21 protein-coding genes are annotated in these 24,969 nt (G+C 63.7%); 11 read left to right on the top strand and 10 right to left on the bottom strand.

Going from position 1 to position 24,969, the window contains the following annotated elements:
- The first annotated feature begins 35 nt into the window (after positions 1-35).
- The 3 genes from RT460_RS10320 to RT460_RS10310 all read left to right on the top strand — a co-directional run bounded on the left by RT460_RS10320 (position 36) and on the right by RT460_RS10310 (position 5,039).
- Positions 36-581: a GNAT family N-acetyltransferase gene (locus RT460_RS10320; RefSeq protein WP_313318862.1), complete on the top strand. Its 546-nt coding sequence runs from the start codon at positions 36-38 to the stop codon at positions 579-581.
- Between the two features lie 226 nt (positions 582-807).
- Positions 808-4,332: a transcription-repair coupling factor gene (gene mfd / locus RT460_RS10315; protein ID WP_313318861.1), complete on the top strand. Its 3,525-nt coding sequence runs from the start codon at positions 808-810 to the stop codon at positions 4,330-4,332.
- A gap of 89 nt (positions 4,333-4,421) precedes the next feature.
- The gene (locus tag RT460_RS10310; RefSeq protein ID WP_313318860.1) at positions 4,422-5,039 is read left to right on the top strand and encodes an HD domain-containing phosphohydrolase; all 618 of its coding nucleotides are present in this window, start codon (positions 4,422-4,424) and stop codon (positions 5,037-5,039) included.
- Here RT460_RS10310 and cls read toward each other — a convergent pair.
- The 3 genes from cls to RT460_RS10295 all read right to left on the bottom strand — a co-directional run bounded on the left by cls (position 5,036) and on the right by RT460_RS10295 (position 9,613).
- Positions 5,036-6,535, bottom strand: coding sequence for a cardiolipin synthase (gene cls, locus RT460_RS10305; RefSeq protein ID WP_313318859.1), 1,500 nt, complete (start codon positions 6,533-6,535; stop codon positions 5,036-5,038). The genes RT460_RS10310 and cls overlap by 4 nt on opposite strands.
- Before the next feature lie 580 nt (positions 6,536-7,115).
- Entirely contained in the window at positions 7,116-7,454 is a 339-nt protein-coding gene (locus tag RT460_RS10300) for a hypothetical protein (RefSeq protein WP_313318858.1), read from the bottom strand.
- A gap of 65 nt (positions 7,455-7,519) precedes the next feature.
- The gene (locus tag RT460_RS10295) at positions 7,520-9,613 is read right to left on the bottom strand and encodes a M13-type metalloendopeptidase (protein ID WP_313318857.1); all 2,094 of its coding nucleotides are present in this window, start codon (positions 9,611-9,613) and stop codon (positions 7,520-7,522) included.
- 235 nt (positions 9,614-9,848) lie between these two features.
- Between RT460_RS10295 and RT460_RS10290 the strand changes: the two genes are divergently transcribed.
- Positions 9,849-11,003: a GGDEF domain-containing protein gene (locus RT460_RS10290; RefSeq protein WP_313318856.1), complete on the top strand. Its 1,155-nt coding sequence runs from the start codon at positions 9,849-9,851 to the stop codon at positions 11,001-11,003.
- Between the two features lie 23 nt (positions 11,004-11,026).
- Here the strand turns inward: RT460_RS10290 and RT460_RS10285 are convergent, their stop codons facing one another.
- Positions 11,027-12,151: an MFS transporter gene (locus RT460_RS10285; RefSeq protein WP_313318854.1), complete on the bottom strand. Its 1,125-nt coding sequence runs from the start codon at positions 12,149-12,151 to the stop codon at positions 11,027-11,029.
- Positions 12,152-12,250: 99 nt separating this feature from the next.
- Positions 12,251-13,471: an MFS transporter gene (locus tag RT460_RS10280; protein WP_313318853.1), complete on the bottom strand. Its 1,221-nt coding sequence runs from the start codon at positions 13,469-13,471 to the stop codon at positions 12,251-12,253.
- 75 nt (positions 13,472-13,546) lie between these two features.
- Here RT460_RS10280 and RT460_RS10275 point away from each other — a divergent pair, with 75 nt between their 5' ends.
- Both RT460_RS10275 and RT460_RS10270 read left to right on the top strand, forming a co-directional pair.
- Complete coding sequence (locus RT460_RS10275) at positions 13,547-14,344, top strand: helix-turn-helix transcriptional regulator (RefSeq protein ID WP_313318852.1); 798 nt, start codon at positions 13,547-13,549, stop codon at positions 14,342-14,344.
- A gap of 138 nt (positions 14,345-14,482) precedes the next feature.
- Positions 14,483-14,845 (top strand): roadblock/LC7 domain-containing protein, encoded by a 363-nt coding sequence (locus RT460_RS10270; RefSeq protein WP_313318851.1) that lies wholly within the window; start codon positions 14,483-14,485, stop codon positions 14,843-14,845.
- A gap of 158 nt (positions 14,846-15,003) precedes the next feature.
- On the opposite strand, the gene RT460_RS10265 is transcribed toward RT460_RS10270, so the two are convergent.
- The 3 genes from RT460_RS10265 to RT460_RS10255 form a co-directional block, all read right to left on the bottom strand.
- A complete protein-coding gene (locus RT460_RS10265) occupies positions 15,004-16,569 on the bottom strand; it encodes a serine hydrolase domain-containing protein (RefSeq protein ID WP_313318850.1) in 1,566 nt (521 codons plus the stop codon).
- 74 nt (positions 16,570-16,643) lie between these two features.
- The gene (locus RT460_RS10260; RefSeq protein WP_313318848.1) at positions 16,644-17,339 is read right to left on the bottom strand and encodes an AraC family transcriptional regulator; all 696 of its coding nucleotides are present in this window, start codon (positions 17,337-17,339) and stop codon (positions 16,644-16,646) included.
- Between the two features lie 250 nt (positions 17,340-17,589).
- Entirely contained in the window at positions 17,590-18,495 is a 906-nt protein-coding gene (locus RT460_RS10255) for an alpha/beta hydrolase-fold protein (RefSeq protein WP_313318925.1), read from the bottom strand.
- 262 nt (positions 18,496-18,757) lie between these two features.
- On the opposite strand from RT460_RS10255, the gene RT460_RS10250 reads away from it, so the two are divergent.
- The gene (locus RT460_RS10250; RefSeq protein ID WP_313318847.1) at positions 18,758-19,153 is read left to right on the top strand and encodes a helix-turn-helix transcriptional regulator; all 396 of its coding nucleotides are present in this window, start codon (positions 18,758-18,760) and stop codon (positions 19,151-19,153) included.
- A gap of 322 nt (positions 19,154-19,475) precedes the next feature.
- On the opposite strand, the gene gpmA is transcribed toward RT460_RS10250, so the two are convergent.
- A complete protein-coding gene (gpmA, locus tag RT460_RS10245; protein WP_313318846.1) occupies positions 19,476-20,225 on the bottom strand; it encodes a 2,3-diphosphoglycerate-dependent phosphoglycerate mutase in 750 nt (249 codons plus the stop codon).
- Positions 20,226-20,469: 244 nt separating this feature from the next.
- On the opposite strand from gpmA, the gene RT460_RS10240 reads away from it, so the two are divergent.
- The 3 genes from RT460_RS10240 (at position 20,470) to RT460_RS10230 (ending at position 22,875) form a co-directional block, all read left to right on the top strand.
- A complete protein-coding gene (locus tag RT460_RS10240) occupies positions 20,470-21,330 on the top strand; it encodes a pirin family protein (protein ID WP_313318845.1) in 861 nt (286 codons plus the stop codon).
- Between the two features lie 126 nt (positions 21,331-21,456).
- Entirely contained in the window at positions 21,457-22,176 is a 720-nt protein-coding gene (aqpZ, locus tag RT460_RS10235; protein WP_313318843.1) for an aquaporin Z, read from the top strand.
- 237 nt (positions 22,177-22,413) lie between these two features.
- Entirely contained in the window at positions 22,414-22,875 is a 462-nt protein-coding gene (locus tag RT460_RS10230; protein WP_313318842.1) for a hypothetical protein, read from the top strand.
- A 78-nt stretch (positions 22,876-22,953) separates the two neighbouring features.
- On the opposite strand, the gene RT460_RS10225 is transcribed toward RT460_RS10230, so the two are convergent.
- A complete protein-coding gene (locus RT460_RS10225) occupies positions 22,954-23,811 on the bottom strand; it encodes a pirin family protein (RefSeq protein WP_313318924.1) in 858 nt (285 codons plus the stop codon).
- A 228-nt stretch (positions 23,812-24,039) separates the two neighbouring features.
- On the opposite strand from RT460_RS10225, the gene RT460_RS10220 reads away from it, so the two are divergent.
- Positions 24,040-24,969 (top strand): carbon starvation CstA family protein (locus RT460_RS10220; RefSeq protein ID WP_313318841.1); only part of this gene is annotated, 930 nt, incomplete at its 3' end.

Genomic DNA, 24,969 nt, shown 5'->3' with positions numbered 1-24,969 from the left:
TGACAGAATCAGGCGACTTTGGAGGAAACGTAGTCATGGCTACCCGCAATCGCATGCCCCCGTGGCATGAAAACTTCAAGGCCCCGAGTGGCCGTGAATTGCTTATCCGCCCGATCCGTCCCGAGGATGGACCGCCGTTGCAGGGCGCCTTCGCTCTGTTCGGGCCGGAAGAGGTGCGTGACAAGTTTCTGCAGTCGGTTGAATCGCTGTCGGACGAGACGGCACAGCGCCTGACCCACCCCAACCCGAAGACCGAGATTGCCTTGGTCGCCGCCGAACCCCTGCCGCCGGGCGAGGCTGTTGTGGGGGCGGTGGCCCGCGCCTCGATCATCAGCGGCACGCGTGATGCTGAATACGCCATCCTGGTCAGCCGTTTCCTGGCCGGCCAGGGCTTGGGGCGCCAGCTGATGCGCAAGCTGGTGAAGTGGGCGCGCGGCAAGTACCTGGACCGCCTGTACGGTGACATCGCCCAGGACAATGAGCCGATGCTGCAGTTGGCTGCCTCGTTGGGCTTCAAGCAGGTTCCGCACCCGACCGGTGCACCGGGCCTGGTGCGCATGGTGCTGGAACTGGCGACCTGAGTGCGGGCTGCGGGAGCAATAGTGGAAAAGTGAAGATGCGTTGAAGAACGCACTCCCCTCTCCCCCGCGTATCCCGTTTCGTCCCGATCCTGCGCTATCGAACAAGAGCAGAAGCTGTCGCGGCTTCTGCTCTTGTCCTTTCTGCGCTCCGCCGAACATCCCGCACCTGCGCCAGCAACTTTCCCAACAACGGCGAGTAAAGCGCATCTGGTAAAATCGGCGGTTCATGGCGTCCATTACCTATCCCATTCCGCCGCTGCCGCGTAGCGGCCAGCTCCGCGCCTGGTGGCGCGCCCCGGCCTCCAGCAGCGCCCTTGCCTGGCACGTGGCCTGTGCCGCGCAGGCGCACGGCAAACCATTGCTGCTGGTCACCCGCGACAACCAGACCGCCAACCAGGCGGTGGCCGATCTGCAGACCTTGCTGGGGCCTGACAGTGCGCTGCCGGTGGTGCCGTTCCCGGATTGGGAAACCCTGCCCTACGATCAGTTCAGCCCGCACCCGGACATCATTTCGCAGCGTCTTGCAGCGTTGCACCGGCTGCCACAGCTGAGCTGCGGCATCGTCGTCGTGCCGGTGCAGACCCTGCTGCAACGCTTGGCACCGCTGAGTTACATCGTCGGCAGCAGCTTCGACCTCAAGGTCGGCCAACGCTTGGACATGGACGCGGAGAAGCGGCGGCTGGAAAGCGCCGGCTACCGCAACGTGGCGCAGGTGATGGACCCGGGCGATTTCGCCGTGCGCGGCGGCCTGCTGGATGTCTACCCGATGGGTGCGGATGCGCCCCTGCGGATCGAACTGCTGGATGAGGACATCGACTCCATCCGCGAGTTCGACCCCGAATCGCAACGGTCGCTGGACAAGGTGCAGGCCGTGAAGATGCTGCCGGGCCGCGAAGTGCCGATGGATGAGGCCAGCCTCAACAAGGTGCTGGGCACCCTGCGCGAGCGCTTCGACGTCGACACCCGCCGCAGTCCGCTGTACCAGGACCTGAAAGCTGGCGTACTGCCATCGGGCATCGAGTACATGCTGCCGCTGTTTTTCAGCAAGACGGCGACGCTGTTCGACTATCTGCCGGATGGTTTCCTGACCGTGGTGGGCACAGGCGTGGCCGAGGCCTCCGATGCGTTCTGGCTGCAGACCAACAGCCGTTACGAACAACGCCGCCACGATATCGAGCGACCGTTGTTGCCGCCGGATGAGATCTACCAGTCACCGGACAGCCTGCGCGAGCAGTTCAACAAGCAGCCGCGCGTGGAGATATGGGCTGCCGATCATCCGCGCATTGCCGAGGCGCAGGCGCTGGGTGACCAGCCGCTGCCGCCATTGCCGGTGGCCGCCAAGGATGCGCCAGCGGGACAGGCGTTGAAATCCTTCATCGCGCACTACCCCGGCCGCGTCTTGATCGCGGCCGATTCGCCGGGTCGGCGTGAGGCCTTGTTGGAGGTATTGCAGGCTGCCGAGTTGCGGCCCGAAGTTGTGGCCAGCTTCAACGACTTCCTCCCTGCCCCCCTTGGAGGAAGCAAGACCGCCCTCCCCCATGTACTCCGGGAGGGAGAGGGGCTTTCACGCTTCGCCATTACTGTCGCACCGCTGGATGACGGCTTTGCGCTCAGCGAACCGGCGCTGGCCGTGCTTACCGAGCGCCAGCTGTTCCCCGAGCGCGCCGGCCAGGCACGGCGCACGCGGTGTGCCGGGCGTGAGCCCGAGGCGATCATCCGTGACCTTGGCGAACTGACCGAAGGCGCGCCCATCGTCCATGAAGACCATGGCGTCGGCCGCTACCGCGGCTTGATCGCGATGGATGTGGGCGGCATGCCCGGCGAATTCCTGGAGATCGAATACGCCAAGGGCGACCGCCTGTACGTGCCGGTCGCGCAGCTGCACCTGATCAGCCGCTATTCCGGTGCCTCGGCGGAGACCGCGCCCCTGCATTCGCTCGGTGGCGAGCAGTGGGCCAAGGCCAAACGCAAGGCCGCCGAAAAAGTCCGCGACGTTGCGGCCGAGCTGCTGGAAATCCAGGCCCGTCGGCGCGCCCGTGCCGGCTTGGCGCTGGATATCGACCGCGTGATGTACGAGCCGTTCGCCGCCGGCTTCCCGTTTGAAGAAACCCCCGACCAGCAAGCCGCGATCGAAGCCACGCTACGCGACCTGCAATCGAGCCAACCAATGGACCGCGTGGTCTGCGGCGACGTGGGCTTCGGCAAGACCGAAGTCGCGGTGCGCGCGGCCTTTGCGGCCGCCAGCGGCGGCAAGCAGGTTGCCGTACTGGTGCCCACCACGTTGCTGGCCGAACAGCATTACCGCAACTTCCGTGATCGTTTCGCCGATTACCCGCTGCGCGTGGAAGTGCTGTCGCGCTTCAAGAGCACCAAGGAAATCAAGGCAGAACTGGACAAGGTGGCCGAAGGCACCATCGATGTGATCATCGGCACCCACCGCCTGCTGCAGCCGGACGTGAAGTTCAAGGACCTGGGCCTGGTCATCGTCGATGAAGAGCAGCGTTTTGGCGTGCGCCAGAAGGAAGCCCTCAAGGCGATGCGCGCCAACGTGCATCTGCTCACGCTCACCGCCACACCGATTCCACGCACCTTGAACATGGCCATGGCTGGCCTGCGCGACCTGTCCATCATCGCCACGCCGCCACCGAATCGTCTGGCGGTGAAGACCTTTGTCACCGCCTGGGACAACGCTCAGCTGCGCGAAGCCTTCCAGCGCGAACTTTCGCGCGGCGGCCAGTTGTACTTCCTGCACAATGACGTGGAAAGCATGGGCCGGATGCAGCGCGAGCTGTCCGAGCTGGTGCCCGAGGCCCGCATCGGCATGGCCCACGGGCAGATGCCCGAGCGCGAGCTGGAGCGGGTGATGCTGGACTTCCAGAAGCAGCGTTTCAACGTGCTGCTGGCCAGTACCATCATCGAATCGGGCATCGACATCCCGAACGCCAATACCATCATCATCAACCGCGCCGACCGCTTCGGTTTGGCGCAGTTGCATCAGCTGCGCGGTCGTGTCGGTCGTTCGCATCACCGCGCCTACGCCTACCTGCTGGTGCCGGACAAGCGCTCGATCACGCCCGATGCGCAGAAGCGCCTGGATGCGATCGCATCGATGGACGAACTGGGCGCCGGTTTTACGCTGGCAACCCACGATCTGGAAATCCGCGGTGCCGGCGAGTTGCTCGGCGAGGACCAGAGCGGGCAGATGGCCGAAGTCGGCTTCAGCCTGTACACCGAGCTGCTGGAGCGCGCGGTGCGCTCGATCAAGTCCGGCAAGCTGCCCGACCTGGATGCCGGCGAGGAAGCCCGCGGTGCCGAGGTCGAACTGCATGTGCCGGCGTTGATACCGGAAGACTACCTGCCCGACGTGCATACCCGCCTCACCCTGTACAAGCGCATCTCCAGCGCCCGCGACAGCGAGGCGTTGCGCGAACTGCAGGTGGAAATGATCGACCGCTTCGGCCTGCTGCCGGACCCGGTCAAGCATCTGTTCGCCATTGCCGAGCTCAAGCTGCAAGCCAATGTGCTGGGCATCCGCAAGCTGGAGCTGGGCGAGAACGGTGGCCGCATCGTGTTCGACTCCAAGCCCAACATCGACCCGATGGCGGTGATCCAGCTGATCCAGAAGCAGCCCAAGCTCTATCAGATGGATGGCCCGGACAAGCTGCGCATCAAGCATCCGCTGCCGGAAAGCGCTGATCGATTCAATGCAGCGCGTGCGTTGCTGACCACCTTGCATCCGGGTCGCGCCTGAAGTTAGCCATGTGAAATTTGCGTGAAACGGGCAAGCCGGGGAAAATGGCCGCCCCTAAGGAACGCAGCCGCCCCCACGGCTCCGTCAGCATGCAATCCATAAGCACCCCCGTAGGCCTGTCGCTCCCACCGAGCGACAGCTCCTGCGCCATTGACGTCCTGGCTGCCGCGCTGGACCAGCGCGACAGCTATACCGACCACCATTGCGACCGCGTTTCGCAGCTGGCCCTGGCAATGGGCCAACGCTGTGACCTGGACGAAAGCCGCTTGAACCACCTGGTGCTGGCTGCGCGTTTCCACGACGTCGGCAAGATCGGCATCCGCGATGACGTCCTGCTGCACCCCGGCAAGCTGGACGACACCAAGATGGCGGCCATGCGTAGCCATCCCGAACGCGGCGCGCGCCTGTTCGCCGCTACCGGCCGCAGCGACGCACTGGCCGTTGCCAAACTGATCCGCCACCACCATGAAGCATGGAACGGCAGCGGCTACCCGCACGGCCTGCAGGGCGAGGAAATCCCGCTTGAATCGAGGATCCTGACCCTCGTCGACGGCTATGACGCGATGACCTCCCAACGCCCCTACCGCGGTCCCATGTCGACCCAACGATCAATCGAGATACTTGCCTCCGAGTGCGGCAAGCTGATCGACCCGCGTCTGTTCGGCGAGTTCATGGGGCTGCTGCGCGGCGGCAGCAGCGCCGCTTAAAGCACCGGCGACATCATCGCCACCGCGTTCTGGGTCAAGCGGCTGTAGAACGGCCACGCCTGCACCTGCTGCAGTTCCAGCAAGCGCGATGCATCGAGGTAGCGTTGCTGGCGGTGCCGCACGTCGCCCACAACCTGCGGATCAGCGATCAGCAGGTTGTTCTCGAAGTTCAGCTCCAAGCTGCGTCGGTCCATGTTGGCCGAGCCCACCAGCGCTACCTCGCCATCCACGGTCAGCGACTTGGCATGCAGCAATCCCAGCGGATACTCGTATACCTGCACGCCACACTGCAGCAGGTCAGCGTAGGTACTGCGACTGCTCTGGCCGACCAGCCAGGAATCATTGCGCGCCGGGAAAATGATCCGCGTCAGCACGCCCCGCCGCGGTGCCGCGCACAGTGCACGCAGGATCGACTCGTCGGGTACGAAGTACGGCGTGGTAATCACCAGCTCGCGCCGCGCGGCATAGATGCAGGCCACAAACATATCGGCCATCGCATTGTGACGGGTGATTGGGCCGGTCTCGAATGCCATGGCGGTGGTAGTGCCCTCGCCTTGCAATGCACCACCCGCTGCGGCATAGCCATCCAATCCTGCCTCGCCCGACTCGGGTATCCAACCACTAAGGAACAGGTACTGCACCTGTCGCACCAGTGGGCCTTCGCAGCGCAGCAGCAGGTCGATCCAGGGCGCATAAGCCGGTTTTGGTTGGAACTCGGGATCGGCACAGTTCTGGCTGCCGCAAAAGGCGATGCGATTGTCGATCACCACGATCTTGCGGTGGTCACGCAGGTCCATGCGGCTGAACGCCATGTGCTGCAATCGATTGATATCGTCCAAGGTCTTGAGTTGGCGGACGCCGGCCTGCTGCAACTGCTGCCAGCGACGCCCCTTGATGAAGGCACGCGAACCCAGCGCATCCACCATCACCCGACAGTCCACGCCGCGTCGCGCTGCCGCAGCCACCGCATCGGCGACCTGCCCGCCTGCGCCGTCATCGAGCCAGATGTAGAAGGCAATATGCACACTTTCCGATGCCCGCTCGATATCCGCGACCAATGCCGCCATCGACGCGCGGCAATCATCCGCAGGATTGTCGCTCTCACCCATCACACCCAACAGCGCGATGCGGTTGCCCGACGTCGGATGGAAGCCATTGATCGACTGCGCCAGTGCGAACAAGGATGCGACATTGTCTTCCAGCACCGCCGCAGAAGGGTCCGACGAGCTGGCCTGTTCGATCAGCGTCATGTTCTGCCGCACACGCTGCAGGCGCCGTAGACGCGAGCGACCGATGCTGGTTTCGCCCAGCAGCAGATAGGCGATCACGCCGACAACGGGCGCAAGCATGATCACCGCCACCCACGCCGCGCGTGATGCCGGCGCCCGGTTGGGCCGGGTCAGGGCACGCGCTGCGGTCAACAGGTGCGCCACGAATATCACGACTGCGGTACCTGCCTGCAAGGGAGCGTGTACCCACGCCACATCAAATGACATGCCCATGTTTTCCACTCTGCCGGGAACACCCCATCCATAGCACGGTGATCGTTCACTGGGCGTGGGAGTGGCGATGCCTTCGCGTTCGGCTGGCCCCACCTCTTTGCCGTCATTCCCGCGAAGGCGGGAATCGCTCTGGCTTTGGCTCCATCTCTTTGCCGTCATTCCCGCGAAGGCGGGAATCGCTCTGGCTCTGGCCCCACCTCTTTGCCGTCATTCCCGCGAAGGCGGGAATCGCTCCGGCTCTGGCCCCACCTCTTTGCCGTCATTCCCGCGAAGGCGGGAATCGCTCCGGGTCTGGCTCCGCCTCTTTGCCGTCATTCCCGCGAAGGCGGGAATCGCTCCGGCTCTGGCTCTGGCTCCCCCCTTTGCCGTCATTCCCGCGAAGGCGGGAATCGCTCCGGCTCTGGCTTTGGCTCTGACTCCGGGCTATGCCCTGACTTCACAGCTTCCACGCCTCCGCCGTTGCTTCCGCTGAGCTGGGGCATTCAAACGATGCATACCGCGATATCGCTTCAATTTTTTGATCTATCGCAGGTGTTTACGACGGTTGGATCCGACATCGAACCGGGCAGCAAGATCAAGAACAACAACCAGAGCGATTCCCGCCTTCGCGGGAATGACGGCAGAAAGGCGGAGCCAGGGCCAAAACTAGAGCTAGAGCCAAAGCCGAAGCCAGAGCCAATGCCAGAGCGATTTCCGCCTTCGCGGGAATGACGGCATGAAGCAAGCCGCAAAGACTCAGGGCAAAAGCCAACGCAGGAACACAAGCCAAAGCAAAAGCAAAAGCCAAAACAAGAGCAAAAGCCAAAGCCAAAGCCAAAGCAAAAGCAAAAGCAAAAGCAAAGTAAGAGTAACAGCCTCCAAAACTCAAACTAAAACAAGCAAAAACCAAAAACCACAACCAAACAAAAACCAAAAGAAAAGCCCGGCGATGCCGGGCTTTTCTTCACAACCAATCAAACAGCAATCACACAAGCACAATCACCAGATAACAACCCGCTTGTCATCGGCGCGCACCATCGCATCACCGGCCTTGCACTGGAACGCGGCGGCATAGGCCGGCATGTTCGACGGCGTGCCGTTGGCACGGAAGTTGGCCGGCGCATGCGGATCGGTGTTCAGACGCACGCGCAGCTCGCCGTCAGTGAAATTGCGGCGCCATACCGTGGCCCAGTTCATGAAGAAGCGCTGGTCCTGGGTGTAGCCATCCACCGACACGTTGGCCTTCGGGTCTTCCTTCAATGCCATCTGCAGCGCGTCATAGGCAACGGTCAAACCACCAAGGTCGCCGATGTTCTCGCCCAGGGTCAGCTTGCCCTTGACGTTGACGCCCGGCAGCGACTCGTAGCCATCAAACTGCGCGACCAGCTTGTCGGTACGGCTGTTGAACGCGCTGCGGTCGGCATCGGTCCACCAGTTGTCGAAGTTGCCATTGGCAGCGAACTGGCTGCCGGAGTCATCGTAGCCGTGCATCATCTCGTGGCCGATGACCGCACCGATGCCGCCATAGTTCAGGGCCGGATCGGCCTTGGCGTCGAAGAACGGCGGCTGCAGGATGGCGGCCGGGAATACGATTTCGTTCTTGGTCGCGTTGTAATAGGCATTCACCGTCTGCGGGGTCATGCCCCACTCGGTCTTGTCCACCGGCTTGCCGATCTTGCCCAGCACGTAGCGGTAGTTGAACGCCTGCGCGGCCTTCACGTTGCCCAGGTAGCTGTCGCTGCTCGTGGTCAGGCCCGAGAAGTCACGCCACTTGTCCGGGTAACCAATCTTGGGAGTGAAGCTGGCCCACTTCTCCAGCGCCTTCTTCTTGGTGTCCTCACCCATCCACGGCAGGGTTTCCAGGCGGGCCTTCAGCGCCACCGACAGGTTTTCCACCAGGTGCTGCATGGCCACCTTGGATTCGGCCGGGAACACCGCGTCCACGTACAGCTGGCCCAGTGCTTCACCCATCGAACCGTTGACCGTCTCCAGCACGCGCTTCCAGCGCGGCTGCATTTCCTGCTGACCACGCAGGGTCTTGCTGAAGAAGTCGAAGTTGGCCTGTTCGAAGTTCTTGCTCAGGTACGGTGCGGCGTTGTCCACGGTGTGGAAACGCAGGTAGGCCTGCCAGGTGGAGGCCGGCACGTCGGCCAACATGGTGTTCAGCTCGTTGAAGAAGCCCGGCTGCGCCAGCGAGAACTTGTCCTTGGCCGGCACCTGCAAGGTATCGAACAGCGCGGTCCAGCTGAAATTCGGGGTCTGCTTGTCGGCATCGGCGGCGCTGACCGGGTTGTAGCGCTTAGCCGGGTCACGCAGTTCGATGCGCGACAGCGAGGCCTTGGCCAGACGGGTTTCAAACTCCATCACCGCCTTGGCCTGGTCCTTGGCCTGCGCGGCATCGACGCCGGACAGGGTCAGCAGCTGCTCGATATAGGCAACGTAGGCGTCGCGGATCTTGGCCTGTGATGCATCGAAGTAATAGCCCTTCTCCGGCAGGCCCAGGCCACCCTGGCCAACATAGGCAATGACATTGCCCGAGTCCTTGAAGTCCGGGCTGGCGTTCAGCGAGAACAGGAAACCATTGCCCTGCGCATAGGCATCACGCAGATAGCCAGAGATGGCGGCGGTGTCGTTCAGTGCGGCAATCTTGTCCAGCTCCGGCTGCAGCGGCTTGATGCCGGCGGCCTCGATGGCAGCCTCGTCCGAGCCGGTCTTCCAGATGTCGCCGATCTTGGCTTCGTTGGAACCGGCCGCAGCCTTGCCGGCGGCAGCCTGTTCGACCAGCGCATGCTGCACTTCCAGCGAGCGCTCGCGCAGTATCTCGAAGCTGCCCCAGGTGGTCTGATCGCCCGGCACCGGGTTGGCCTTGAGCCACTTGCTGTTGACGAAGCCGTTCAGGTCGGCACAGGCCTGCACCGACGGGTCCACATCCGCCGCGTTGAGCGAAATCAGCTGGGTCTTCAGCTGCGACTGGTCGAAGGCGACCTTGGCTTCGGCAGCAGGTGCCGCAGGGGCATCGGTCTTGCCGCAGGCGGCCAACGACGCAGCGATGGCAACCGTCAGGGACAAGGGGACAAGCTTGTTGAACGACATGGATATCTCCGACCAAACAGGAAAAGGGCGCACGCAATTGGCGACCCAACCCTGGAGACTAATACATCAATGGATACCGGCGGACCCGCCGAAGGTCACGTTGCCACGGCGCACTCGCCACCCCGCTGCCGAACGAGGCATCCTCGAATATGTGATGCTGCGCGCACATCCTGCCGCAGCCATGGCAACGACAACCGCTAAGGTGAAGCATGTGCAACGGCCGGGGGGGCCGTAGATGAAGTCACTTGCCGATATCCAGTTGCTGTCCATCGTCAGCGCCGTCGTCTGCATCGGCATTTCCGTTGGGTTTTCACTGCTTCTGCTGGTGCTTCCACGCCGACCGGCCCTGTGGGCGTGGTCTACCAGCCTGTGGCTCACCGCAGCGGCCATGGTGTTGTTGTGCTTTTTCCAGGATGCCTCGGACGGCGTGGTGTTCGCCGCCCTCAGCCTGCTGGCGCTCTTGGGATCGGTGCTGCTGCTCAAAGGCACCGCCCTGCACATCGAACGCCCGCTCCCGGTATGGCAACCGCTGCTGGTGATGGGCACGTTCATGTCCCTGATCACCGCCGACGTATTGCTATGGCATACCAGCACACTGCGCATCATGTTGTTCAGCTGGGCAACCATGGTCCTCAACGGATGGATCGTGCTGATGCTGTTGCGGCGTACCCCACCGGAGTTGAAGCTCAGCTATCGCCTGGCGGCCGCCGTATTCCTGGTCAATCTGCTGTTGGCCCTGCCGGGCATGCTTGGCGGCGACGCAGATGCCCCTGTCGATGGGCAGGGCAATATCGCGCAACTGGTGATCATCTGCCTCGGCCTGATCCTCGCGTTGGCACAGTGCTTTGCCCTGATGCTGCTTGTCGTCGAAAAGATGCTTGTGGAGTTGCATCACAAGGCCACCCGCGATGGACTGACCGGGCTGCTCAACCGGGCAACGCTGATTGATCGCGGTTTACGTGCATTGACCAACTGCACGCGCGAAGGCAATGCCTTCAGCGTACTCATCATCGACCTGGATCATTTCAAGAAGATCAATGACGGCTGGGGACATCTGTCCGGTGATGCCGTACTCAGGCACTTTGCGGCCGCCGCGCAGCACGTTGCTCCTGCCGCCAACAATCTGATCGGACGCTATGGCGGCGAAGAGTTCGTGCTGATGCTGCCTGCCGCCGATACCGCCGAAGCACAGGCAATCGCCGAACAACTACTGACCGCTGCGCGCACGGCACGCGTGTGCGCGACCACCGGTGAACTGGGCTATACGATCAGCATCGGTATCAGCGGTACCGCAGGTGGCGCCACGCTGGAACAATTACTGCTGCAAGCCGATAGCGCCCTCTATCAGGCCAAGGCCGCCGGCCGCGACCAGGCACGACTGGCAGCCTGAGCGGAAACTCACAGCGGCGCCGCTCAATCCACCCGCAACCGCGAACCAATCACCGCTACGCAGGCCAACAATGCCGCAGCGATCAGGAAGGCAACCGAGAGCGACCAGTGCTGGGCGATGAAGCCGATGGCGGCCGGGCCCAGCAACACCCCCGCATAGCCCAACGTGGTGACGGCGGGAATGGCGGCACTGGCCGGCATGCGCGTCTGTCGGCCGGCCAGGCTGAACATCACCGGCACGATATTGGCGCAGCCGATGCCGACCAATGCATAACCCATCATCGCCACGGCAAAACTGGGCACCAGGGTGGCCAGAACAAAGCCGCCGCAGGCCAACAGCCCGCCGGCCAACACCGCCTTGCTCGAACCCAACCGATTGACCACGCTGTCACCGAACAGCCGGGCGCAGGTCATGGCGATATTGAACGCCACAAATCCCCACCCCGCATGCGCGAGCGCAACGCCGCGCACCTCATGCAGGAACACCGCACTCCAATCCAGCATCGAGCCTTCGGCCAGAAAACTGATGAAGCACACCGCGCCAATCACCACTACCACGCCACGTGGCAAGGCGAAACTGGATTCTTCATGCGGGGCACGCTCACTGCGCCACCAGCGGGCCGATCCTGCCGTGATCACAATCACGCCGGTCGCGACCACCAAGGACGCCAGCAATGCACTGGCCCCTGACGACAGCAGCAGTGCGACCAGCGCCGCGCCGCTCAGGGCGCCAATGCTGTAGAAGGCGTGGAAGCCGGACATCATCGCGCGGCCGGATTCCTTCTCCACCACCACGGCCTGGATGTTCATCACGCAATCCATCGCACCAATGCCGGCGCCGAACACCAGCAATGCGATACCGATGCCCAGCGGTGTGGACGCGGTCGCCAGCACCGGCAGCATGACCACCATCATCACCACGGTCAGCAGCATCACCGGCCGGCAACCACGTCGCGCGGCCAGCATGCCCGCCAGGGGCATCGACAGCAGCGACCCCAACCCCAAGCATAGCAACAGCACGCCCAATAACGCATCGTCCAGCCCTGCCCTGGCCTTGGCGAACGGCACCAGCGGTGCCCAGCAGGCGATGGCAAAGCCCGGTATGAAAAACGCCGCGCGCGTGGAGATTTGCTCGCGTGTCTGCAACATCGTCGAATCAGGCATCAGTGCGGCTTAGGTAAACGCAATCGAGGCAACAGCCTATGCGGCAGGCGCGTGGACGCCAAGCGCCACGCGCACATACGCGACTCAATGTACCGTCGCGCGCGGGTTGGGCAGCAAGGCAGCAACGATGCCCAGCAGCGGCAGGAACGAAATCACCTTGTAGACCCAGATGATGCTGGTGTGGTCAGCCAGCACACCCAGCACCGCAGCACCCAGCCCACCCATGCCAAATGCGAAGCCGAAGAACAGCCCCGACACCGTACCGATACGACTGGGCATCAGCTCCTGTGCGTACACCAGGATCGCCGAGAACGCAGAGGACAATACGAAGCCGATGATCAAGGTCAGCACCGTGGTCCATTGCAGGTTGGCGTAAGGCAACATCAGCGCGAACGGTGCCACGCCCAGGATTGAAGCCCAGATCACCGGCTTGCGCCCGATGCGGTCACCCAGTGGGCCGCCGATCAAGGTGCCCGCCGCCGACGCCGCCAGGAAGCCGAACAGATGCAACTGCGCGCTCTGCACCGACAACTCGAACTTCTGGATCAGGTAGAAGGTGTAATAGCTGCTCAGCCCGGCGATGTAAAAATACTTGCTGAAGATCAGCACCAGCAGCACCGCAATCACCCAGGCCACGGTCTTGGGCGGCAACAGGTTTGCCGGTTTGGCGGCCGCCCTGGGCTGCGCGGCGCTGGCCAGCAGATGCTGCTGATACCAGCGGCTCACATAGGTCAGCAGGCCGATGCCCAGCAAGGCGGCGCAGGCAAACCAGGCCACGCTGCGCTGGCCGTTCGGCACGATCACCGCTGCCGCCAACAGCGGACCAATCGCGGTACCGGCGTTGCCACCGAGCTGGAATACCGACTGCGACATCCCGTGCCGACCACCGGAAGCCAAGCGCGCGATGCGCGAGGATTCCGGATGGAAAACCGCCGAGCCGATACCCACCAGCATCGCCGCCACCAGCACCGTGGCGAAGTTGGGCGCAAATGCCAGCAACAACAGCCCGCACAAGGTGGATGTCATACCCATCGGCAGTGAATACGGCGCCGGACGTTTGTCGGTACGCAAGCCGATCAGCGGCTGGAACAGGGAGGCCGTCAGCTGATAGGTCAAGGTGATCAGGCCAACCTGGGCAAAGCTCAGATGGAACTGCCCTTTGAAGATCGGGTACAGCGCCAGAATCAGCGACTGCATCATGTCGTTGACCAGATGCGAACTGCTGATGGCAGCAAGCACGCCAACGGCTACCGGGCGACGCTGTGGGGACGGTGCAGCAGTGATCTCAGGAGCCGTGGATGACATGGGGGGAACCGGCGAATCGTGGGGACGGTAGGCATGGTAGATTCAAGCACCCCGCCCATCCTGCGCGATATGGTCATGCATCTGCTCGAAAAGGACATTGCCAGCCGCAAGGGCCGACGCCTGCCCTTGCCCGCCGGGCCAGACACCGCCGTGTACTGCAAGGCGCGCGACTACACCGCCACCACGCTGATCCCCCTGCACCATCACCCCGACCGTCACCAGCTGGTCTATGCCGAAACCGGCGTGCTGGTAGTGCGCGCCGGCATGGGCCGCTGGGTGGTGCCCAGCACGCGCGCGATCTGGATGCCTGCCGGTGTCGGCCATCAGGTGCATTGCATCGGTACGGTGCAGATGCGCAGCCTCTACATCCTGCCCCGCTACATGCCGCAGGCACCGGCAGCACCGTCGGCAGTGTCCATCACCCCGCTGCTGGCCGCCTTGATCCGCGCCGCCGCGGTGATCGCTCCGTCCTATCAACCCGACTCCCGCGATGGACGCTTGATGCGCCTGATCCTGGACGAAGTGCAGACCCTGCCGGTACTGCCGCTGCACCTGCCCGAGCCCACTGACCCGCGCCTGCGGCAGATCGGCCGCAAGCTGGAACGGCATCCCGATGATGCCTCCACCTTGCAGGACTGGGCCACGCGCCTGCAGGTCGACGTCAAGACCATCCAGCGCCTGTGTGCGCGCGAGTTGGGCATGACCTTCGGCCAGTGGCGCCAGCAGGCACGGCTGCTGCGCGCATTGGAGCGGCTGGCGGTCGGCGAGAAGGTGATCGATGTGGCCATGGCGCTGGGTTATGAAAGCCCCAGCGCTTTCGCCACCATGTTCAAGCGTCGCTTCGGCCTGAGCCCCAGCCAGTTTTTCCGCTAGCCCCGCACCTCCTGTACAAGCGCCAGGCCTGATCTTGCTGGCGGGTACTGCGTCATTTTCGCTATGCTCATTGCCAGCCCGTTCGGGAGTACTCCCAGCGGGCTTTTTTGTTGTCGCAACGATACTTCTGGAAGGGAAATGGCTGGAAACGTAAAGCTTGACGATTTGAGTGAGATCGCCGGTTTCATCGGCGCAGCGCTTGTGGATGGTGACAGCGGCATGGCCTTGGGCGTACTCGGCGGAGGCCCGATCAACATGGAGGTTGCCGCCGCAGGCAACGCCGACGTGGTCCGCGCCAAGCGCCGCGTCGCCAACGCGCTTGGCCTGACCGAGGTGGTGGAGGACATCCTTCTCACCCTGTCCAAGCAGTACCACCTGATCCGCCCGCTGGAGGGCAACAAGGATCTGTTCCTGTACGTGGTACTGGACCGCAACCGCGCCAACCTGGCGATGGCACGCCACGAACTGAAGAGCTTCGAGAAGACGCTGGACTTCAAGTAAGCCCGGACGCATTGCGCTGCTCAGGAAGCCCGGCAAGATGCCGGGCTTCTGCGTTGTGCAACCGCGCGCCAGCCATGCGTACCTGTTTGGGGCGGTGTCAGGCCCGGGGCTGGGAATGCGGAGCTCGCGTTACCTTCCCGTTTGGCGTGCGACGCACTTCACGGCTTACGTCGCTCCTGCACACGAAGCCTGCCACCTGCAGCCTGGTCGTTCGAGGCTCGCAGATAGCGCTGCCCATCGAACTCGAACCCAAGCACCCCACCCAGCCCGTCACCCAGGAACTGCAGTGGCTCAGGTGCTGCCAACGGGCCGTCCTGGGCAGCGAATAGATCCGGCGCGGCGGGTTTCAAGGTCCGCTCCAGTGCCCCCAGCCGGAGCGCCAGTCCGCCATCGGCTGCGATCACCTGCGCTGTCACCGGCAGCTGCGCCGCTCGGTAGTGGCCGATATAGGCCGCCGTACTGGCCGGTTGCCAATGCCACCCCTGCCAACGCGGATCCTCTTGCGCCTTGCGCTGCCGTGCCTGTGCGCCAGACAGCTGCTCGGCAACGCGCTGCGGGTACACCTGCTGCCGCGTCGCAGCCCATTTACCGGCATCCGGATGGTCGACCAGGTACTGGAAGAACTGCACGACGGTGCGCGAGGTCAGCCAGCCAGTGGCATTGTCCGAATTGGAAAACACGCCGATCCCCACACCCAGGTCCGGCGAGAACGCCATCATGCTGCGTGCGCCGGTATAGCTGCCGCCATGGATATAAAGCGTATGTCCTTCGAAGTCACATACGTTCCAGCCGTAGGCGTAGCCGTTGCATGGCAGCTCGTAGGCATTGCGCGCCTTTGGGTCTACCTGCGCGCCGATGCGGTGCGCGGCCTGCAAGCCGGTGGCCAGCAGTTGTGACGACAACGCTGCGCCCAGCTGCAGACGCAGCCAACGCCCCATGTCGCGTGGCGAAGTCATCATGCCGCCGGCCGCATGCATGATCCCGTCGGGTTTGGGCGCGACAAGCCGCCAACCCTGCGCGTCCCCCAGCCATTGATGGTTGAACACCACCTGCCCCGGCTCGAAGCGGGAAGTACGGGTCGAGGTTTCGTGCAGCTGCAACGGTGTGAACACAAGCGCCTGCAACCAGTCCTGCCATGCGCGACCGGTGCGCTGCTGCAGGATCGCGGCATAGATGTTGTAGCCAAGGTTGTCGTAGTCGAAACCCTCAGCACGCCTGCTCGCGAATTGCTGCAGCAGCTGCGGATACAGCGCCGGATCAGGACTGCCGATATACGCCTCCAGCGTGGTAATCGCATCGGCACTCAAGGGAACGCGGTGATTGAGCAGGTCCGCCAAGGTCCATGCCGCGGGATCGACGCCCGCTGGCAACTGCAGCTGCGGCCAGTGGTCGGCCAGGGTGCTGTCCAGGCGCAGCACGCCTTGTTGGTCCAGAAGCTGGGCCAGCAGCCCCATATAGGATTTCGTTTGTGATGCGATATACATCGGGGTGGACATTGTCAGCGGCGCTGCCGTGGCCGCATTGCGTTGCCCACGCGTGTAGCCGAGCAGTTGCTGCTCGCGATCGACGACCACCACGGCATAGCCGGGGCCCAGCTCCGGAATACCATCCAGGAACGCAGCCAGCTCGCGCGCCGCCTGTTCCGGGGTTGCCGCGGATGCCGTTGCCGCGGCGCCCATGCAGGCGGGCAGCAATAGCAGCGACAGGATGTTGCGTAGATACATGGGCTGACTCCGTGACTGACCGCTTGCACGATGCGTCAACGCTGCCCGGCAAGTCTTGAACGGATTGAACCTGCTCATGCCTGCAGCAGCGCGCGCAACCGGGCTGGGGTCAAGCCACTGTGCGCCCGGGCAATGCGACTGAGATGGGATTGGTCGGCAAACCCGGCACGCTGTGCCACATCGGCCAGCGCGTGACCCTTTGCCAACAGTGGCAATGCCCGCTGCAACTGTGCACGTGCACGAAACACCGACGGCGCGCAGCCCATCCAGCGTGCAAAAGCACGCGCAAAATACACCGGATGCACGCCAACCTCGCTGGCCAGTTCGGCCAAGGGCAGGGTCTGCTCCTGCAGGCGCTGGCAACTGCGTGCAAGCCACCGTGGCGCCACGCCTGCCGGGCGCTCGCTGCTGGCCGCCATGCTGGCCAGCAGCTCCCACAGCCGGCTATCGATCTCGCTCTGGCCCAGCTCGCCGGCAAACAACTCCGACAACAGTGTTCGTCCACTGCGCAGCGCCGGCTGCAGGTCACCGCCACGCCATTGCCACGCCTGACCGATGCCGAGGTTCTTCTGCAGGTCGAACGCGGCCGGCAAGTCGACACCCAGCATCAACGCACCGGCGGGGCCGTAGTCATTGGCATGCATCAGCCCGGCGTGTTTCACGCCCAGTGCCGGGACGGCCAGGCGCTCCTCGCCGCGCGACGTCTGCTCCTGCAATGTGCCCAGCAGCAGCAATGAAAGTTGATGGCAGTGATGTGCATGCCGTTGCATGTGCTCGCCAGGCGCGTACCAACTTACCCGCGCAGACAGACGCTCACCATCGAACACCCGACGCCGGACTGGCGCCTGTGTTGCGTCACTGCGATATCGGGCTGACGGCAAGGGCATGAATTGGCGCAGGCACGGAACTGACCGAAGTCTAGACACATCACGCGGCAGCGCACCTGCCGTTGGTCGGGGTGCCGCATACCGGGAACGGACGCTGCCAGCGCCCCATTCCCGGCCCTGTACAAGGCCTTGTTCAGCCCTTTGGCGCGGCCAACAGGTACTTCAGCCCATGCATGAAGCCACGTGGTGCAACGCTGAGATGGTCCTCGTCATTGAGCACATCCAATTTCAGCGCCAGTGCCTGGCCACCACGCGCGCCCAGCAAACCGATCATGCGCTGCGCATCGGCCACCATGTCGGCTTCGCCGCCATGCTGCACCGATTCGTACTCCCCCACATACATGTAGGCCCGCACTGGCTGCTCGGCCGGCTTGGCGGCCGCGGCCAGGCGGCGCTCCATCTCGTGCTTGTCAAACCAGTACGACGGACTGCCGAGGATATAGCCGCTGAACAACTGCGGCCGCTCCAGCAGCACCTGGGTACCCAGCAAGGCCCCATAGGAATGGCCCAGGAACATACGACGGGTTTCGTCCGTGCGGTAGCGCGTGGCCACGAATGGCAGCGCCTGGGTCTCCAGATAGGCGATGTAGTCGCTGGCGCCACCGTGCACGGCGTCGGCTGGCGAACCGCTGGGGCCCTTGCTTGTTGGGGTGTAGTCACGGCGGCGACTCTGCATGCCGCCCTCGCCCTTGGCATAGGACAGGCCAACCAGGATGAAGTCGTCGATCTTGCGCCCTTCGACATTCAGGCGCCGCGCCATCTGCCAGACCAGCGGGAAGGCATAGTCGGCATCGGTGACATAAAGGACCGGGTAGCGCTTGTCGGGGTTATCGGCGTAGCCGGCCGGCAAGGCCACAAACACCTGGTAGCCGCGGCCACTGACCGGATCAGGTACGTCCCAGACTTCACTGCCCAGCACTTCATAAGGGCTGCCTTCGCCGCGCTGCACGCTTGCGGCTACAGGCTTTGCAGCAGCCGCTTCTGGTGTGGCGTTGGGTGCAGCCTCGGGAGCGGCACTACAGGCGCTCAGTACCACCATTGCCATCACCGACATCATCCATTTGCTCAAGCAGACACTCCAGTCATCGTGATCAGTCCCCGATGATGGCACGGCCCAGCACGCATCCGAAGACTGCTTCTCCCAATTGCATGCACGCTGTGGAGCAGTTCAGTCGCCGCCGTCGAAGCGCGCAAACCGTTGATTCCTTTAGGACGACACACTACTGTCGGCTTTCTGTCGTGTCGTCGATCGAGGTTGTCCGGCAGCCTGCTCGCTAGGCTAACATCGTCAGGAACGCGCCATGGAAGATGAAACAGTGAAGATCGACGGAAAGCGGATCAGGCAACTGCGCGAAGTCCGCGGCTGGTCGCAGGAGCACCTGGCCACGCTCTGCGGCTTGAGCGTGCGCACCGTCCAGCGTCTGGAAGCCGAGGGGAGTGCCTCGCTTGAGTCGCGGATGGCAGTTGCGTCGGCGCTGGGGGTTTCGGCAGGGGACCTGCTTGCTGCCCCCGCTGCCGACACTCCGCTTGCAGTCGCCGCGGCGCCCATCGCGCGTGGCAGGCGTAGCGAGAACCTTGCATTGGGCTTCGCGTTGCTGGTGATTGCGCTGTTGTACGGCGGCTACAACGTCGGCAAGGATCTGGCGGTGCGTGACAACGCACGCTGCGCCGCCACCCCCGCCCAATGCCAACGCTGAGCGTGCGGCCGAGACGCGGTTCACCTCACCGATGATTCCCGTAGCCCGGGTAAGCCCAGCGCACCCGGGGCTGTTGCCGTGCGATCCTAAAGCTGTCGATCCCTGCTCCCGGGTGCGCTGCGCTTACCCGGGCTACATTGACGGCGCTGAACCGGCTTCTTCCTGATCAGCTTGCAGCGTTGCCAGGGACTGGCGCAATCGCCGTTTTGCGGCGCATGCCGCTGCTACAAAAAATCCGATGCCAGTATTCCGGCATCGGATTCGGATTGTCTGGCGGCTTGAACAGCCCCCATCAGCGCGTACGCTGTTTACAGCGAATTACTTACTTGGCCTTGCCCTGGTTGGCCACGGCCTCGGCCGCCTTCTTTGCCGCTTCCGGGTCGCCCAAGTAGCGGAACGACTTGACGGTCAGGTCGTCGTTCAACTCGAACAGCAGCGGAATGCCGGTCGGGATGTTGAGCTCAAGGATTTCTTCCTTGCTCACGTTGTTGAGGTACTTGTACAGCGCGCGCAGCGAGTTGCCGTGGGCGGTGACCAGCACGGTCTTGCCGTCCTTCAACTGCGGGGCGATGGCGTCGTGCCAGTACGGCAGCACACGGTCCAGCGTGGTCGCCAGCGACTCGGTGGCCGGCAGCGCGTTGCGGTCCAGGCCGGCATAGCGACGGTCGTGGATCGGGTGGCCCGGATCGGCAAGGTCCATCGGCGGCGGCGGGATGTCGTAGGAACGACGCCATACCTTGACCTGCTCCTCGCCGTGCTTGGCGGCGGTCTCGGCCTTGTCCAGGCCCTGCAGGCCACCGTAATGACGCTCATTCAGGCGCCACGACTTGTTGACCGGCAGCCAATCCTGGCCCAGCTCGGCCAAGGCCCCCTGCAAGGTGTGGATGGCACGCTTGAGTACCGAGGTGTGGGCCACATCGAACTGCAGGCCTTCTTCCTTCATCAAGCGGCCAGCGGTAGCAGCTTCCTGGCGGCCCTGTTCGGTGAGGTCCACGTCCACCCAGCCGGTGAAGCGGTTATCGAGGTTCCACTGGCTCTGGCCATGGCGCAACAGCACGAGTTTGCGGGTCACTGCGGAGTTCTCCGGGTGTGGGGAAGGAAGACGGCGATTGTATCCCCTTCACGTCGTTTGCCGACCTTTGGGGCAGCCCACTCTGCCGGCAGATTGGTTGCAGGCGCGACCGTCCTGCCCCGGGATGGCGGTACAGCGCGCTACCCGCACCGGAACAACAATCCATTCTTCCGCTGGTCACTTCATCGATGCAGCGGGCATGTCATCCTTGAACCCTGAGCCACGCAACCAGGAGCACCGCCCCATGACCACGATCATCAGCCCACGCGTCCACGACCTTGGCGGCTTCCAGGTACGGCGTGCGGTACCCACGCTGCAGGCGCGCAGCGTAGGCTCGTTCGTGTTCGTGGACCACATGGGCCCGGCCATCTTCAGCCCCGGCCAGGGCATCGATGTGCGTCCGCATCCGCATATCGGCCTGGCGACCGTTACCTTCCTGTGGTCAGGGCAGATCGGTCATCGCGACACGCTGGGCTCGGAGCAGATCATCCGCCCGGGTGACGTCAACTGGATGACCGCAGGGCGTGGCATCGCCCATTCCGAGCGCACCCCGGCTGCCGCACGCGAGCATGACCAGAGCCTGCACGGCATGCAGACCTGGGTGGCGCTGCCCAAAAGTCACGAAGAGACCGATCCGGCCTTTTTCCACTTCGGCGCGGACCAGTTGCCGCAACAGCGCCGCGATGGCGCATGGCTGCGGGTGATCGCCGGCCGTGCCTACGGTGAGGAATCGCCCGTGCAGGTATTCGCCGACACCTTGAATGTAGCGATCGACCTTGCGCCCGGCGCCGAGATCGACCTGGATACCTCGCACGTGGAGCGCGCGCTCTACATCCTGGAGGGCGATGCGCAGCTCGATGGCACCGACATCCCTACCCAGCACCTGGTCATCCCTGACGCCGGGGCCCGTGGGCGTCTGCGCGCCAAGACACCGGTCAAGGCGATGCTGATGGGCGGCGAACCGCTGGATGCACCGCGCCACCTGTGGTGGAACTTCGTATCCAGTTCCAAGGAGCGCATCGAGCAGGCGAAGGACGATTGGGAAAACGGCCGTTTCGGAACCATCCCCGGCGATGACAAGGAGTTCATCCCGTTGCCGCGTTGAAGTCGGGCTGTACCTATTGCCAGACATGCTGTCTGCGCACCGGTTAACGATTTAAATACGCACTTGCCAGTGTTCTGAGTGTATTTTCCCCACACCCGTTTCGGGGTAATTCTGGGGTAATAGATCATGAGCATGGGAAAGCGCCTGGCTGCCGAGTTCCTCGGCACCTTCTGGCTGGTACTGGGTGGTTGCGGCAGCGCAGTGCTGGCTGCGAATTTCGGCGGTGACGGCAACCCGCTGGGCATCGGTTTCGTGGGTGTCTCGCTGGCCTTCGGCCTGACCGTGCTGACCGGCGCTTATGCGTTCGGCCATATTTCCGGTGCGCACTTCAACCCGGCGGTGAGCATCGGCCTGTGGGCCGGCGGTCGCTTCTCCGGCAAGGATCTTGTGCCCTACATCGTGGCGCAGGTGCTGGGCGGCTTGTTCGCCGGCTTCATCCTGCTGCAGATCGCGCAGGGCAATGCCAACTTCCTGATCGACGGCAGCAAGGCCGGCGCCTTCGCCAGCAATGGCTACGGCGCGCTGTCACCGGGCGACTACACCGTCGCGGCGGCGTTCCTGTGCGAGGTGGTGCTGACCGCGGTGTTCCTGATCGTGATCATGGGCGCCACCCACGGCCGCGCCCCGGCCGGCTTCGCACCGATCGCCATCGGCCTGGCCCTGACCCTGATCCACCTGATCAGCATCCCGGTCACCAACACCTCGGTAAACCCGGCACGCTCCACTGCCGTGGCCGTGTTTGCTGGCGCGGGCGCCCTCAGCCAGCTGTGGCTGTTCTGGGTTGCCCCGATCCTGGGCGCGCTGATCGGTGGCGTCGCCTACAAGTGGTTGGGCAGCGACAAGTAAGCTCCGCTGTGAAGCCATTGCGAAAACGGCCCCTCCCGGGGCCGTTTTTTTTGTGACTGCGCCTACGCTTTGCATCTGTGGCGGCTTTTGTAATACCGTCAGCGGGTGGCCAGGCGCATGGGGATATGCGCACCCGGGCAAGGAGCCTCAGCAACCACCTGCCACAAACAACGTTCAGAACTCGAATTCGACTGCCATCGTGCCGCCCTGCGGACGATGCTTCATGGGGATTACGTAGTGAAGACTGTCCGTAGCGTTTCCGCAGCCGTGCTGCTCGCCATCAGCAGCGCCGTCCTGGCCCAACAGGCCGAGCAGTGCCCCACCTTGCCCGCTGACGCCGGCCTGCATTGGGAACAACAGACCCAAAGCGACTTCATTGTCTGCAAGGCCGCCACCAGTGACGGACGCACGGTCCTGAACATGATGCTGACCGCCCGCGACCCCGATATGTCGTTCAACCGCTCCCTGCGTGCGGAAAAAGGCAGCTTCGGTGGCGAAGCCATGTACTGGTACAAGCTGGACATGGGTGGCCGCGACCTGCCCGGGCTGGAGTCGCGCCGCATCACCGTGGTCAAACTGGACAAGAACCGCTTTGCCCAGATCTGGATCGACGCCGCCGACACCGGCGAACTGGGCAATCTTCAGAACCTGACCCAGGCACTGAACCTGTCTTCGTCCGCGCTGGCCGGGGGCCGCTGACCCCACCGCCCGTCCTGATTACGGGACGACGCGGATGGAATTGGCTGGATCAGATCGACGGCGTCTTATGGGTCGCTTTCAAAAGCGACCTTCCTGATAGTCGATGAAAGCCTGCATCAATTCCTGCCGGGTGTTCATCACGAAAGGCCCGTGGCGCACCACCGGCTCACGCAGCGGGCGCCCGGCCACCAGGATCAGGCGTGCGCCCTGCGCGCCAGCTTGCAGCGGCAGCGTATCGCCGGCACCCAGCACCGCCAACTCATGCTGGCCGACGCTGCGCGCGTCCTCCGCATCGCCCAACAATGCCTGGCCCTCGAAGACGTAGGCAAAAGCGCTATGTCCTTCCGGCAATGCCACCTGCCACTGGGTACCGGGCTGTAGCGCCACGTCCAGATACAGCGGTTCGGTGGCGGGCTGTTGGATCGGCCCCTGCACCTGCCCAACCGTGCCGGCGATGACCTTCACCTGCACGCCCGGTACCGGTTTGATCAGCGGAATGCGCTCAGGTGCGAACTCCTGATAGCGCGGCGCAACCATCTTGTCGCGCGCCGGCAGGTTCACCCACAGTTGGAAGCCGCGCATGCGGCCAGACTCCTGCTCGGGCATCTCCGAGTGCACCAGCCCGCGGCCGGCGGTCATCCATTGCACACTGCCCGGTGTCAGCAGGCCTTCGTTGCCGTGGTTGTCCTTATGCCGCATGCGCCCGTCGAGCATGTAGGTGACGGTCTCAAAGCCACGATGCGGGTGATTGGGAAAACCGGCAATGTAGTCCTCGGCGCGATCGGTACCGAATTCGTCCAGCATCAGGAATGGATCCAGGTCCGGCAGCGCCGGGGTACCGATCACGCGGGTCAGGCTGACCCCCGCCCCATCGGAAGTAGGCATGCCCTTCATGGTGCGCAAGACGGTGGCGTACGGCTGACTGCTCATGGCTATCTCCTGGCGATACGGCTGACAATGCGGGCGCCATGCGGCTGCGGCAACCGCCATGGTCGCAACCCATCGTTGCGGACACGGTAGCGCCGCAGGCCATAACCCACCCGTAGTCAGGTCGGCCCGGGAATCGTCCTAAGACCAAAGTCGCAGACACTTGGGCAGTCCTGCACATTGACCCTTGACCGGCATGGGTAGACCCTTGACCCCATTCCCCCGCGAGGCCACTCGATGAAAGGTTTCTCCAAAGCCGGATGGGCGCTACTGTCCCTGATCGGCGCATTCTGTCTGGGCGTCGTGGCACTACGCCGCGGCGAGCACATCAATGCACTGTGGATCGTGATCGCAGCGGTATCGCTGTATCTGGTCGCGTTCCGCTACTACGGCCTGTTCATCGCCAACAAGGTGCTGGGCGTCGACCCCACCCGTGCCACCCCTGCGGTCCTCAACAACGATGGTCTGGACTATGTGCCGACCAACAAGCACGTCCTGTTCGGCCATCACTTCGCCGCCATTGCCGGCGCCGGTCCGCTGGTTGGCCCGGTACTGGCTGCACAGATGGGCTACCTGCCCGGCACGCTGTGGCTGATCGCCGGCGTGGTGCTGGCCGGCGCGGTGCAGGATTTCATGATCCTGTTCATCTCGACCCGCCGCAACGGCCGCTCGCTGGGTGACCTGGTGCGTGAGGAAATGGGCCAGGTGCCCGGCACCATCGCCTTGTTCGGCGTCTTCATGATCATGATCATCATCCTCGCGGTGCTGGCGATGATCGTGGTGAAGGCACTGGAGGGCAGCCCCTGGGGCATGTTCACGGTGATCGCAACAATGCCGATTGCCATCCTGATGGGCGTGTACATGCGCTACATCCGCCCGGGCAAGATCGGCGAGATTTCGGTCGTCGGCCTGATCCTGCTGCTGGCTGCCATCTGGTATGGCGGCAAGGTTGCTGCTGACCCGGTGATGGGCCCGATGTTCACCTTCACCGGCATCCAGATCACCTGGATGCTGATCGGTTACGGCTTCGTCGCCGCCGTGCTGCCGGTGTGGCTGCTGCTGGCCCCGCGCGATTACCTGTCCACCTTCCTCAAGATCGGCACGATTGTCGGCCTGGCGATCGGCATCCTGATCGTGATGCCGGAACTGAAGATGCCGGCGCTGACC

This window comes from Stenotrophomonas sp. (assembly GCF_032061965.1).
Classification (GTDB): Bacteria; Pseudomonadota; Gammaproteobacteria; order Xanthomonadales; family Xanthomonadaceae; genus Stenotrophomonas.
The sequence above is the reverse complement of the archived record's forward strand: the minus strand, read 5'-3'. Positions and strand labels throughout refer to the sequence as shown.